Origin of the sequence: Bacillus safensis FO-36b (genome assembly GCF_000691165.1) — a bacterium.
Taxonomy (GTDB): Bacteria; Bacillota; Bacilli; order Bacillales; family Bacillaceae; genus Bacillus; species Bacillus safensis.
This window is the reverse complement of sequence record NZ_ASJD01000002.1, coordinates 169,604-181,951: the sequence shown is the minus strand read 5'-3', so window position 1 is coordinate 181,951 and position 12,348 is coordinate 169,604. Positions and strand designations below refer to the sequence as shown.

General features: G+C 42.0%; 12 protein-coding genes and 1 tRNA gene. 9 read left to right on the top strand and 4 right to left on the bottom strand.

Going from position 1 to position 12,348, the window contains the following annotated elements; translation table 11 throughout:
* The first annotated feature begins 14 nt into the window (after positions 1-14).
* Genes whiA through BA81_RS05365 form a run of 3 tightly spaced genes read left to right on the top strand, consistent with a single transcriptional unit; the run spans position 15 to position 2,031 of the window.
* Positions 15-965: a DNA-binding protein WhiA gene (whiA, locus tag BA81_RS05375; protein WP_034281025.1), complete on the top strand. Its 951-nt coding sequence runs from the start codon at positions 15-17 to the stop codon at positions 963-965.
* 26 nt (positions 966-991) lie between these two features.
* Entirely contained in the window at positions 992-1,249 is a 258-nt protein-coding gene (locus tag BA81_RS05370; protein WP_024423549.1) for an HPr family phosphocarrier protein, read from the top strand.
* A gap of 38 nt (positions 1,250-1,287) precedes the next feature.
* Positions 1,288-2,031 (top strand): arylamine N-acetyltransferase family protein, encoded by a 744-nt coding sequence (locus BA81_RS05365; RefSeq protein ID WP_034281024.1) that lies wholly within the window; start codon positions 1,288-1,290, stop codon positions 2,029-2,031.
* Between the two features lie 50 nt (positions 2,032-2,081).
* Here BA81_RS05365 and BA81_RS05360 read toward each other — a convergent pair whose 3' ends face one another.
* Both BA81_RS05360 and BA81_RS05355 read right to left on the bottom strand, forming a co-directional pair.
* The gene (locus BA81_RS05360; protein WP_024423547.1) at positions 2,082-2,570 is read right to left on the bottom strand and encodes a ribonuclease; all 489 of its coding nucleotides are present in this window, start codon (positions 2,568-2,570) and stop codon (positions 2,082-2,084) included.
* Positions 2,571-2,946: 376 nt separating this feature from the next.
* On the bottom strand, positions 2,947-3,924 hold the full coding sequence (locus BA81_RS05355; protein ID WP_034281023.1) for a 2-hydroxyacid dehydrogenase: 978 nt from the start codon (positions 3,922-3,924) through the stop codon (positions 2,947-2,949).
* Between the two features lie 553 nt (positions 3,925-4,477).
* Here BA81_RS05355 and BA81_RS05350 point away from each other — a divergent pair.
* Positions 4,478-5,059 carry a beta-class carbonic anhydrase gene (locus BA81_RS05350; protein WP_034281442.1) on the top strand — a complete coding sequence of 194 codons (582 nt, stop codon included), beginning with the start codon at positions 4,478-4,480 and terminating at the stop codon, positions 5,057-5,059.
* Between the two features lie 37 nt (positions 5,060-5,096).
* On the top strand, positions 5,097-6,719 hold the full coding sequence (locus BA81_RS05345; RefSeq protein WP_034281022.1) for a SulP family inorganic anion transporter: 1,623 nt from the start codon (positions 5,097-5,099) through the stop codon (positions 6,717-6,719).
* A gap of 26 nt (positions 6,720-6,745) precedes the next feature.
* On the opposite strand, the gene BA81_RS05340 is transcribed toward BA81_RS05345, so the two are convergent.
* Complete coding sequence (locus BA81_RS05340) at positions 6,746-7,087, bottom strand: MazG nucleotide pyrophosphohydrolase domain-containing protein (RefSeq protein ID WP_034281021.1); 342 nt, start codon at positions 7,085-7,087, stop codon at positions 6,746-6,748.
* A gap of 137 nt (positions 7,088-7,224) precedes the next feature.
* On the opposite strand from BA81_RS05340, the gene BA81_RS05335 reads away from it, so the two are divergent.
* The gene (locus BA81_RS05335; protein WP_034281020.1) at positions 7,225-7,803 is read left to right on the top strand and encodes an LOG family protein; all 579 of its coding nucleotides are present in this window, start codon (positions 7,225-7,227) and stop codon (positions 7,801-7,803) included.
* Positions 7,804-7,860: 57 nt separating this feature from the next.
* On the opposite strand, the gene clpP is transcribed toward BA81_RS05335, so the two are convergent.
* Complete coding sequence (clpP, locus tag BA81_RS05330; RefSeq protein WP_024427684.1) at positions 7,861-8,457, bottom strand: ATP-dependent Clp endopeptidase proteolytic subunit ClpP; 597 nt, start codon at positions 8,455-8,457, stop codon at positions 7,861-7,863.
* Between the two features lie 253 nt (positions 8,458-8,710).
* On the opposite strand from clpP, the gene BA81_RS05325 reads away from it, so the two are divergent.
* The 3 genes from BA81_RS05325 (at position 8,711) to nikA (ending at position 12,333) form a co-directional block, all read left to right on the top strand.
* Positions 8,711-8,786, top strand: a tRNA-Arg gene (locus tag BA81_RS05325).
* A gap of 617 nt (positions 8,787-9,403) precedes the next feature.
* Positions 9,404-10,573 (top strand): macrolide family glycosyltransferase, encoded by a 1,170-nt coding sequence (locus tag BA81_RS05315; RefSeq protein ID WP_034281017.1) that lies wholly within the window; start codon positions 9,404-9,406, stop codon positions 10,571-10,573.
* Between the two features lie 119 nt (positions 10,574-10,692).
* Entirely contained in the window at positions 10,693-12,333 is a 1,641-nt protein-coding gene (nikA, locus tag BA81_RS05310) for a nickel ABC transporter substrate-binding protein (protein WP_034281015.1), read from the top strand.
* Positions 12,334-12,348 lie beyond the last annotated feature (15 nt).

Sequence of the window (12,348 nt, the reverse complement as noted above, 5' to 3'; positions counted from 1 at the left end):
TGGGGGTGGCAAGGATGTCATTTGCATCCGAAACAAAAAAAGAGCTGACTAATCTGGACGTGAAGGACTGCTGCACAAAAGCAGAGCTTTCTGCCCTCATCCGTATGAACGGTTCATTATCTTTCTCTAATCGAAAATTGATTTTAGATATACAGACAGAGAACGCAGCCATTGCAAGACGGATTTATACGCTGCTCAAGAAGAAATACGATGTGACAGTCGAACTGCTCGTCCGTAAAAAAATGAGATTGAAAAAGAATAACGTGTATATTGTCAGACTGGTAGAACGAGCGAGAACCATTTTAGAGGATTTAAAAATATTAGGTGAGCAATTTGTATTTGAGCGCAATATTTCAGAAGAGCTTGTGAAGAAAAGATGCTGCAAGCGCTCCTATATGAGAGGTGCTTTTTTAGCAGGCGGTTCTGTGAATAACCCAGAAACGTCCTCCTATCACCTTGAAATTTTTTCACTATATAAAGAACATAATGATGCCCTTTGTGAGCTGATGAATCAATTTCATCTCAATAGTAAAACACTTGAGCGCAAAAAAGGGTACATTACGTACATGAAGGAAGCAGAAAAAATCACGGAATTCTTAAGTGTTGTGGGCGCTCATAACTCACTGCTCCGCTTTGAAGATGTGCGGATCGTCCGAGATATGAGGAACTCCGTCAACCGGCTCGTCAATTGTGAAACAGCAAACTTGAATAAAACGATTGGTGCATCACTGCGTCAGGTCGAGAACATTCAATTCATTGATGAAAAAATTGGACTTGATGCCCTGCCGGAAAAGCTTCGTGAAATTGCCAAACTGCGAGTCGACTATCAAGAGGTCACGCTGAAGGAACTTGGGGAAATGGTAGAAAGCGGCAAGATCAGCAAGTCAGGGATTAACCACCGTTTAAGAAAGCTAGATCAAATCGCAGAACAATTACGAAACGGACAAGCTGTTACACTCAAATAGGAGAATGAAAAAGGGAGGCAGATCATATGGTGGAAAAAACGGTCACCATCCAGCTGAAAACAGGCTTGCAGGCACGTCCAGCTGCTTTGTTCGTACAAGAAGCCAATCGCTTTGGTGCTGATATTTTTCTAGAGAAAGATGGGAAAAAAGTCAATGCGAAAAGCATTATGGGTCTCATGAGTCTTGCGATCAGCTCTGGGGTTACTGTCACACTGATCGCAGATGGTGCGGATGAGCAAGAAGCCATTGAGGCGTTAACGGATTTTATCAATCAAGAAAACTGAGTCTCTTCAAAGGCTCAGTTTTTTTAGGAGGGAATGTCATGATTCAATCAGCTTTTTTACAGAAGATCGAATATGAAGGCCAGTCCATCACCTTTGATGACTTGCCTGTAGTATTAAAAAAAATGGCCTTTACCTTTCCGTTTGAAAATAGAGCTGTTCTGAACAAACAATCCTACGCTTTGAATCAAGAAGGGTTGAAGCAGCATCTACTTGAAGGAAACAGAGGAGGTCTTTGTTACGATCTCAATCCTCTCTTATACTATGTGTTAAAAGAGGCAGGGCTCTCTGTACAGCTTCTTCAAGGCACAGTGTATAACAAAGAAGCGGGTACGTGGGCCATTGATGGCACGCATGTAGCCATCATGTTGAAGCATCACAACGAACGCTTCCTCATTGATGCGGGATTTGGTGTGAATTTACCTCTTCAACCTGTGCCTTTTACAGGAGATTGGGTGGAAGGAGGGTCAATGCGGTTTCGCGTCAAAGCTGAGGAAACCGAAAAAGGGACACATCTGCTCCAATTAGATAAGGGAGATGGCGCTGAAACAGGCTATGCTTTCACATTGAACGAGGTGGACGAGGCTGTATTGGCCCAAATGAGACACGAGATTTATGAAAATGAATCCTCTCCATTTAACAAAAGACCGCTTGCCTCAAAGCTCACGCCAACAGGACGTGTGGTCGTTACTGAGGATCATGTCACCACACATGAGCATGAAGAAGTGTCGAAAAAGCCGCTGCCGATTCCTTTTGAGGATTACGTGAAAAACCTGATACCGTAAACCACCATACGAAAAGACAGCCCCAGATCAAATAGGGCTGTCTTTTTTGATTATCGAATACGGGTGAAAGTCGCATAATGGTCTGTTGTTTTGTAAATGAGCCAGTCGCTTGAATACACAAGACGGTCAGCATTGCGGAAGCCTGAAACGTAGTTGATGTCTGCCTCACGCCATGTTCGGCCGCTTGCTGAAGGAAGACGTCCCTCCCGGTTTGAGAAAATATCTCCACCAATGCTTTTACCTGGCGCCACCTCGGCTAGATTTCCCTTAGATGCCACCCATCCGAGAGCACTTGCTTGTGATTTCGTAATGTAGTTATCAGGCAGTCGTTTGTAGCGAATTAAATAATCTGCTACACCATCAAACGTATTAATGACGGCAAGGGTACGCACATCCGGCGTGAGCTGAATAGAAGCAGTTTCAGTTGTGGCTGTTGGTGTAAGAGGTGTTTCTGCATGAGCTTGCTGCGGGACAAATCCAGAAAACAGAATAGCAGCGATCAGAGCGAACATAGTAAAAACCGAACTTAATCTTTTCATCTTCATCCTCCTATTAAGGAAATCGGATGCCGTCCTCTTGATGCTTGTCTAGCTCATATTATAGCACCCGAACATAAAGGAAATGTAAAGAATCAGGATATTTGCTAAAATGAGTCTTTTATCCTGATGTCTCCTAAAAGAAATAAATAAAAAGACGCAGTTTCTGCGTCTTTCAGCGTGTAGACAAACCCTCGCATTCTTTGTCAGTCCTGCGCGCTGGTGCTCACGAATGTCAAATTCGCTCCGCGCCAGTGCTCGTCCTTCCTAGACTGCAAAGGTTTTCTATCACGCTGAAAAGAAGACAAAGAGCTAAAATAAAGATCATTTTAGCCCTTTGTCAACAATCTGAAAGACGCAGTTTCTGCGTCTTATCTGTTCAAGATGAAGCAAGCTCCTTCACAACATCAACAGGCGCCTTCCCATCTATTCCATGAATCACATTATGAATGGCTCGTTTCAGCATGAGATCCCTTGTTGTTTCAGTAGCGGAACCGATGTGAGGGGCTAAGGTGACATTATTCATCTCTTTGAAAGGATGATCCTCTTGAAGCGGTTCCTGCTCATACACATCAAGACCAGCGCCTTTGATCCATCCCTCCTGAAGTGCTTGAATGAGGCTTTTTTCATCCACTGTTTTCCCGCGGGAAATGTTTACAAATAAAGCCGTTTGCTTCATTAACTTCAATTCTCGTTTCCCTATCATATGATATGTTTCCTCGGTCAGCGGTGTAATCAACACGATGATATCAGCTTGTTTTAAAAGATCATCAAGTGCACAATAGACAGCGCCATACGCCGTTTCAGCCTTTTCATTCCGGCTTCGGTTATGATAAAGAACGTTCATATCAAAACCATGTGCTGCCCGTTTGGCCACTTGTTCTCCTATACGTCCCATGCCAATAATACCGAGCGTTTGGTGATGTACGTCGATGCCAAAGATCTCTTCCTCCTGTACGAATTTCGTCCATTTTCCTTCACGGATAAAACGGTCAAGCTCGGCGATTCTTCGCGCAGAGGAGAGAATGAGCGAAAAGGCAAGGTCAGCCACGGTATGATCGAGGGTATAAGGAGTGTGCGTACCAATCACGCCTCTTTGCCTCATCGCTTCTATATCGAAATTGTCATAGCCGACAGAGTTATTACTCACCACCTTGAGTTTTGGTGCGTGATCTAACAGCTCTTGATCGATTTTTGTTCCAGACGTTAAAAGACCATCAGCGTGCTGCAGCTTCTCAAACAAAATGTCTCTTGGAATAGGGTCTTTGGATTGCCATATCTCGTATGTACAATGTTCCTTTAGCATTTCTTCAAAAGAGGCAGGTAAGGGTTTGGCGACAAAAATGTGTGGTGTCACAGTCAATTCGCTCCTTTCACATGGTCATCTTACTCCTTTTATTATATAGCAACGATTTCGGCAGAACACGTTTGAATGTTAGCAGCTCAATATTTAATATACTGAAATAACGGTAAAGAAAGACATTTTCTTAGTGAAAAAGTAGATTCTTATGCCATCTGATGCATTTTTTATCTATATAAAAATAAGCTGATAGTAGATGATACATGTGAAATTGCAAAATTTTACGAGAGATTATCTGACAAACTGGAAAATAGATCGAGACTTTTTGGTAGAAAATTTATTATATTTGAAATGTATTAAACGGGATGGTCATTTTCTACTAAACCATTTTATTGTCTTTTGGTGTGATGAGAACAATAGATTGAAAACAAACCCGCGAAGCCGTTGGGATGCAGCGTAAAATAGAGAAAATGATGATATTTCTTCTCATCGTTTTCTCATTTTTTTCTTTTTTTTCTATCATTTTTCTTCTCTATTCTTGAGAACACAAGAAAGAAAAGGAGGACAGGCACGAGCTTACGTTACTTAAAAAAAGATGGGAGATGGCAAAATGGAGTCAAAATTAGAACAGATTCTTCGGCACAATTCAGAGTTTGTGAATAAGAGACATTATGAGCCTTACAAAGCGGGGAAATTTCCTGAGAAAAAACTGGTTATTTTAACGTGCATGGATACCCGTCTTTTGGAATTATTGCCGCAATCTATGGGACTGCGCAACGGGGATGCAAAAATCATTAAGAATGCAGGCGCCATCGTGACACATCCGTTCGGCAGTGTGATGCGGAGTATCCTGCTAGCCATCTATGAACTAAAGGCAGAGGAAGTATGCATTGTAGGGCATCATGAATGCGGAATGGCAGGTCTTGCGGCGGACCCTTTACTTGAAAAGGCGAAAGCACGCGGAATCGAAGAGAAATGCTTAAGCATTGTGAAAAACTCAGGAGTTGATTTAAAGGGCTGGCTGACAGGCTTTGATTCAGTTGAAGAGAGCGTGGCCCAAAGTGTGAAATTAGTGAAAGAGCATCCACTGATGCCAAGTGATGTGGCTGTTCATGGACTGGTGATTCACCCAGCAACAGGAAAGCTGGATGTCGTTGTGAAAGATAAACTGATTGACCCGCAGTATATCTAAATCATCTACACATACTTGAAGGAGGCCAACACATACCATGCGTTTTTATGGAAGATTTGAAGGGTACAATTCATCAAAGTTTAGACGCGATTTAATCGCTGGGCTTGTCGTGGGGGTTGTGGCAATTCCTTTAGGCATGGCATTTGCCATAGCATCTGGTGTCGGACCAGAATATGGATTATATACAGTCATCGTTGCCGGCATTTTGATTTCATTGTTTGGTGGTTCAAAGTATCAGATCGGCGGGCCGACCGGGGCGTTTGTTCCCATTTTATTCGGGATCGTCAGCCAGTACGGTATTGAAAACTTGCTCATTGCCGGTTTTATGGCAGGCTGTATGCTTGTATTATTCGGAATATTCAAACTAGGAAAGCTCATGAAATTTATTCCTCGTCCGGTTATCATCGGTTTTACTGCTGGCATTGCTGTCATTATTTTTTCAGGACAGATTGCCAACTTCCTCGGATTAAAGGGTGTTGAAAAACATGAAAGCTTTTTCCTCAATATGAGAGAAATCGTGGTCCATCTTGGGACCTCAAACAGTCTCGCCATCATCACAGCCGTCATCGGGCTCATCGTGATTTTGGCGGCACAAAAATACATTCCCAAAATACCTGGTGCTCTATTAGGTCTATTGGCTTCTACGTTTCTAGCCGTTCTCTTTTTTCAAGGACAAGTTGAAACGATTGGCTCTGCATATGGTGAAATCCCTCGTCAGCTGCCAACCTTCGCTTTTCCTGAATTGACGATTGAAAAAATGATATACCTCCTGCCTCCAGCAATTGTCATTGCGCTTTTAGGCGGCGTGGAATCGATTTTATCCGCAATGGTCGCTGATAATATGAAAGGCTCTAAGCATGACAGCAATAAAGAGCTTGTGGGGCAAGGAATTGCCAATATGGCGGCACCGCTTTTCGGAGGAATTCCAGCGACGGGAGCTATTGCCCGAACGGCCACGAACATAAAAAATGGCGGGGCAAGTCCGATTTCTGGTGTGGTGCATGGCGTTGTCGTCTTGCTGATCTTAATGGTATTTGCGCCGTATGCGTCGATGATTCCACTTGCTGCAATGGCACCGATTTTAATGTTTGTTGCTTGGAATATGAGTGAGAGAAAAGAGTTTATCAATATTTTGAAAGTGAAAAATGCTGATTCGCTTGTACTGGTCGTGACCTTCCTGCTCACAGTCATCGGTGATTTGATTATTGGCGTCACTGCTGGTCTCATTTTAGCGTTTATCGCCTTTATCAAAAAAATGAGCCAGACGACCAATATTCATACCAATGTCGCTGTTCCTCAAATGGAAACAGCAGCTGCTTTAGAAAAACAGACAGAGGAGAAAGGGATCAGTATGTATTCCATTGAAGGGCCGCTCTTTTTCGGAACAACAGATTCATTAGAAAATTCGATATTGGATCATGTCCAAACAAAACCGAAAACGCTCATTCTGCTTATGAATAAAGTCAATTATATGGACACATCGGCAGAAGCGGTTCTAATGAATATCTCCAATCGGTTAAAGCATCATAATGGAAAGCTGATGATCGTTGGACTTCAATCACAGCCTAAGGAGCTTTTGCATCGAACAGGTCTATTCCATCATATCGGAAAACAGCATTTCTTTGAACGAACGGATGACATCTCACCACAGCATCTTTAAGGCGTAAAAAACACGTGACAGCTTGGTCACGTGTTTTTTACTGGCTCTTTTTCTCCAGAAAAGCGTTTGTTGAGTTTTTGTTGATGAGCGCTGAAGACCTCTTCTACTGTGACATCATATTGATCCGCTAAAATGAGGAGATTTGCTAAAACATCTCCCATTTCTTCAATGAGTTCTTTCTTAAGCTCAGATGATTCCTGTCTCTGCTCATCAGGCCGGTCTCGTCCGATTTCTATTGCTCTAACAGCGCGAGCGAGTTCTCCCGTTTCTTCCATTAAGAAGCCTAACCGGATAAACGGTCCGTATTCTGTCCAGTTTCTCGTTTGATAAAAATCCTTGATCCACTTCTCCATCTCAGTTGTTTGCATTCTCTCTATACAGCTCCTTATATGGTGTTCACTCTTTTGATTTTACACTATATATAGAAGAAACGGCTGTTTCTTTACAAATCATTATAGTAGAATGAGTGGGTGAAGAAATCATAGAGAGAGATGGAGCTGTTTTGATGAAAACGATTTGTGTGTTTGCTGGTTCGAATCCAGGTGTAAATGATGTCTACAAACAAAAGGCTGTAGAGCTGGGTGCTTATATGGCGAAGCAGGGCATTCGTCTTGTTTACGGCGGATCGCGTATTGGGTTAATGGGCGCGATTGCCGATGAGGTCATGAGACATGGCGGGCAAGTGATCGGGGTCATGCCTAAGGGACTTTTTAGAGGAGAAGTCGTGCATCACGAGCTGACAGAGCTAATTGAGGTAACAGGCATGCATGAACGAAAAGCGAAAATGAGCGAGCTGGCCGATGGGTTTATTGCGATGCCAGGCGGCTTTGGTACATATGAAGAATTATTTGAGGTGCTGTGCTGGGCACAAATCGGCATCCATCAAAAGCCGATTGGATTGTATCAAGTGAATGACTACTTCAATCCGCTCATAGACATGGTGAAATTCAGTGTACAGGAAGGGTTTTCGAATGAATCACACCTTCAATTGTTACATGCTTCGAGTGAACCGGAGGAACTAATCACGCAGATGGCTTCTTATCAAACACCGTCTCTTCAGCAGAAATGGACGGAGCTGTCTTAAAGTATGATGAAAACAAAAAACCGTCTGTTCAGGAACAGACGGTTTGTGTTGTGATGATTATTTTTGGTCTTCTGTATTACGGGTCAAGACTTTGTCAATGAGTCCGTATTGAAGTGCTTCTTCCGCTGTTTTGAAGTTGTCACGATCTGTATCGCGCTCAATGACTTCAATTGGCTGACCAGTACGTTCAGCAAGTACTTGGTTCAGTTTATCGCGTAAAGAAAGGATTCGTTTTGCCGCAATTTCAATTTCAGTTGCTTGACCTTGGGCACCGCCGAGTGGTTGGTGAATCATGACTTCACTGTTTGGAAGAGCATAACGCTTACCTTTTTCACCAGCAGCAAGCAGGAACGCACCCATAGATGCAGCCATACCAATACAAATAGTTGATACCTTTGGTTTAATAAATTGCATCGTATCGTAAATGGCCATACCAGCTGTAATTGAACCGCCAGGGCTGTTAATGTAGATAGAAATATCTTTTTCTGGATCTTCAGCTTCTAAGAAAAGCAGCTGTGACACGATGGAGTTGGCAACATTGTCATCGATCGCAGAACCAAGCATGATAATACGGTCTTTTAAAAGACGAGAATAAATGTCGTAAGCTCTTTCCCCACGATTTGTTTGCTCAATGACTGTAGGTATTAAATTCATAATGTTCCTCCTTCACCTTTTAGGTAAGTATGTAATTCAATGATACATTTTTGGTCAATAAAGGTCAAACAAAACGCTGACCTAAATTCAAATACCCCTATCCATTTTCCCCAAAATCATTCCACTTCAAACCAGCATATTATTCTATGTATCCAAAAGAAGAAAATACATCATCAAGACGAATGATTAATCATTGCTTTCTTGCAGCATTTCCCTTATAATTTGATATGCTGACGTTCAAAAAACATATCGTGCGCTCGTAGCTCAGTTGGATAGAGCGGTGGTTTCCGGTACCACGTCTGCCGGGGGTTCGAATCCCTCCGAGCGCGTACTTGACCTTGCTTACGATGTTAAAGGTCTTTCATGAACCCCTCTTCATATGGAGAGAGGTTTTTTTGTTTTCATTCGGGTTTATCGTTCACTAGGGTGAGGGAAGTGAAAAAATGATCTGATTGCATGCCAGCAACATCTATCCGGATATAATAAAATAACCCCCACTCTTAACATAAGAATGGGGGTTATTGCTATAAAGGAGTTACCTGCCTTTCTGGCCTTTCCTGTAAATAGCCGCAGGTATAATTGTTAGAAGAACGATGATACTTCCGATCACTGATACAGTATTTTTTATTGTATTGTCATTCACGGTGAAATTTGTCACAATCATTGCTGCCAGACAAAGAATGATGATTAAATAACTGTATTTCTCCAAGTCTTTCACAAAATATCCCTCCAATATGAAGCTGAAAATAATATTATGACTAATTATACAAAAATAAATAATAACGGGTTATATTGGATGTTTGCTCATGAGAAGGCGTTATGTTCATGTCCCTCCATGAAATACTGGACGTAAGCCTCATTTTTTCCCTTTTCAGGCGTATTTGTTGAGCCGGCTTGCTGTATATGATTAACATGGAAGGGAATTGACAATGAGGAGGAATTTCTTGTGGCGAAGATTTTATTGATTACGTTTCCAGCTGAAGGACATGTGAACCCTATGTTAGGAATGATTAAAGCATGGGCTGATCGAGGCGATGAAGTGCATGCGGTCACAACTGTACATTATGAGGAACGAATCAAACGCTTAGGCGCTCACGTACATATACATCCAGACTATATTCGGACATTACATGTGGAAGAAGGAGATTTAGATTCTATGCAGCCGTTCTTTCATGCCATGCTGCAAACATCCTATGATATTTTAGAGGTGGTGGAAACACTTTCCGAGAAGCATTCATTTGATTTGGTCTACTTTGATATGTTTGGGGCAGGGGAGCTTGTTCGAGATTATTTGCACATTCCAAGCATCGGTTCCAACCCATCTTTTGTGCTGCAAGAGGCACATTTTGATACACCGCTATACAGAAAGGATGAGAAAGCCGATCATCTGTTAGAAAAAATACAAGAGCGTTTTGGCGTTCAGCCGACGCGTTTGATGCAATTTATGAAAAACCGTGGAGAACTGAATATCGTCTATACAAGTGAATATTTCCAGCCTTCTGTTGATTCATTGAACGATTCGTTTGTTTTCATTGGACCGAGCTTTCTAAAAAGAGCCGACCAGCATGATTTCCCGCTGGAAGCACTTGAGCAAGAAAAAGTCGTTTTCATTTCCATGGGCACCGTTCTTGGGGATACAGAAGCATTTTTTAATATGTGTATAGATGCTTTCGAAGACTTTGACGGAAAAGTGATTATCGCAACAGGTGAAAAAGTAGATCGTTCTCTCTTAAAAGAGGCGCCTGCTCATTTTCTGATCGAGCCTTATGTGCCGCAGCTTGAAGTGCTCGAACTGACAGATGTGTTTATAACGCACGGCGGGATGAATAGTGTCAATGAAGGTATTCATTACCACGTTCCGATGGTTGTCATTCCAGTCGATAAAGATCAGCCGATGGTGGCACAAAGACTGACCGAATTATCTGCTGCCTGTACACTTGATAAAGATCAGCTGACACCAAAGCAGCTAAGAGAAACTGTTGAGAAGGTTTTAGGCAGTGACTCGTACCGTGCGGGGATTGAGAAAATTGAAGAAAGCTTCCAAGCGGCAGGTGGAACAGAAAAAGCATTAAAGGTGATCGACCAATTTATACAAGCGAAACAGACTCAATCATGAGTCTGTTTTTTTATGAAAAGACGTTGTATTTCCCATTTCTGTATGCTAATATTCAATTCGTAATCATTTCGATTAATAATCGTAATGATTACGATAATGTTGAATTGGGGGAAGTACATATGAAGGATCAACCTGTTTACATAAAAAAGAAATATGAGAAAAGGCATCCCTATGTGACATACACCTTGATGCTGTTTTCAGTGATGGCTTGTTTTTTATTGGCATCATGCTCTGAAAACAAAGCATCTTCCAGCAATGATAGAGAAGAAGATGAGCTCGTGTATGCAAGTACAAAAGATATCAGGGACATCAATCCCCATCTATACGGTGGAGAGATGGCTGCTCAAAATATGGTGTTTGAATCGCTTGTCGTCAATACAGAGAAGGGCGTTCAGCCTGCCTTAGCGAAAAGCTGGGACATATCAAAGGATGGAAGGACCTACACCTTTCATCTTCGAAAAGGTGTGACTTTTTCAGATGGTGAGCCTTTTAATGCAAAGGCAGTGAAATTGAATATTGATGCTGTCGTCAAAAATATTGAAAAGAACGCTTGGCTTAATCTCGTATCTGAAATCAAATCCACAAAGGCGGTAGATGACGATACATTTGTTCTCACGTTGAAAGAGCCTTATTATCCTACGTTAGAAGAGCTGGGCTTAACACGCCCCTTCCGTTTTATTTCTCCAAAAAGCTTCATTGATGGAACGACTGCAAAAGGAGTTAAAAGCTATGCAGGTACAGGTCCTTATGTACTAAAGGAACATAAGAAAAATCAATATGCCGTTTTTGAAATGAATGACCACTATTGGGGGCAAAAGCCGAAAATTTCAACTGTGAAATGGAAAGTCATGCCGGATCACCAAACCATCTTACTTGCGCTTCAAAAAGGAGAGATTGATCTTTTATTTGGAGCAGATGGTGACATGATTGATGGAGACTCATTCCAGGCTTTAAAAGAAGCAGGGCAATATGGTGTCACCATGAGCCCTCCTGTTGGTTCAAGATCGATTGTGATTAATTCAAACCAGACAATCACAAAAGATCCGAAAATAAGAGAAGCTTTTCAATACGCCATTCAAAAGGACATGATCACTGAAGGCATTTTAAATGGAACGGAAAAGGTGGCACACACATTGCTTGCTCCTTCTGTCCCTTACGCAGATATTCCACTGAAAAAGAAAACTTATCAAAAGAAGAAAGCAGAGGCAATATTGGATGAGGCAGGCTGGAGGATGAAAGAAGACGGGTATCGCTATAAAAATGGCAAACTGCTGAGTGTGGCTATTTACTATAATTCCGATAATGCAGGGGAAAGAACGATCAGTGAATCGATTCAACAAGACTTCAAGCAGGTGGGGATCAAGCTGGATATTAGAGGAGAAGAAAAACAGGCATTCTTAGATCGCCAAAAAACAGGAAAGTTCGATCTGATGTACTCGCTGTCTTGGGGGCTTCCTTATGATCCACAAACTTATGTCTCTTCATTCCGTGTAGCATCCCATGCTGATTATCAAGCTCAATTAGGACTGAAAAAGAAAAAGTGGCTGGACGAGACGATTACGGAAGTATTAGTAGAACCAGATGAGCAAAAGCGGAAACAAATGTATCAAGAAATATTAACGTATATCCATGATGAAAATGTCTACCTCCCAATCTCTTATTCTGTGACAAAGGCTGTTTATAATAAGCGCCTGAAAGGCGTAGGTTTTCATGTGTCTCAGTATGAAATCCCATTTGACCGTATGTATTTTGCGTCATAAAACGGAGGTAGAGAC

Bases quoted from the DNA above. Each gene is read 5' to 3' on its own strand.
- whiA (WP_034281025.1), top strand. From the start codon at position 15: ATGTCATTTGCATCCGAAACAAAAAAAGAGCTGACTAATCTGGACGTG.
- BA81_RS05370 (WP_024423549.1), top strand. From the start codon at position 992: ATGGTGGAAAAAACGGTCACCATCCAGCTGAAAACAGGCTTGCAGGCA.
- BA81_RS05365 (WP_034281024.1), top strand. From the start codon at position 1,288: ATGATTCAATCAGCTTTTTTACAGAAGATCGAATATGAAGGCCAGTCC.
- BA81_RS05360 (WP_024423547.1), bottom strand. From the start codon at position 2,570: ATGAAAAGATTAAGTTCGGTTTTTACTATGTTCGCTCTGATCGCTGCT.
- BA81_RS05350 (WP_034281442.1), top strand. From the start codon at position 4,478: ATGGAGTCAAAATTAGAACAGATTCTTCGGCACAATTCAGAGTTTGTG.
- BA81_RS05345 (WP_034281022.1), top strand. From the start codon at position 5,097: ATGCGTTTTTATGGAAGATTTGAAGGGTACAATTCATCAAAGTTTAGA.
- BA81_RS05340 (WP_034281021.1), bottom strand. From the start codon at position 7,087: ATGCAAACAACTGAGATGGAGAAGTGGATCAAGGATTTTTATCAAACG.
- BA81_RS05335 (WP_034281020.1), top strand. From the start codon at position 7,225: ATGAAAACGATTTGTGTGTTTGCTGGTTCGAATCCAGGTGTAAATGAT.
- clpP (WP_024427684.1), bottom strand. From the start codon at position 8,457: ATGAATTTAATACCTACAGTCATTGAGCAAACAAATCGTGGGGAAAGA.
- nikA (WP_034281015.1), top strand. From the start codon at position 10,693: ATGAAGGATCAACCTGTTTACATAAAAAAGAAATATGAGAAAAGGCAT.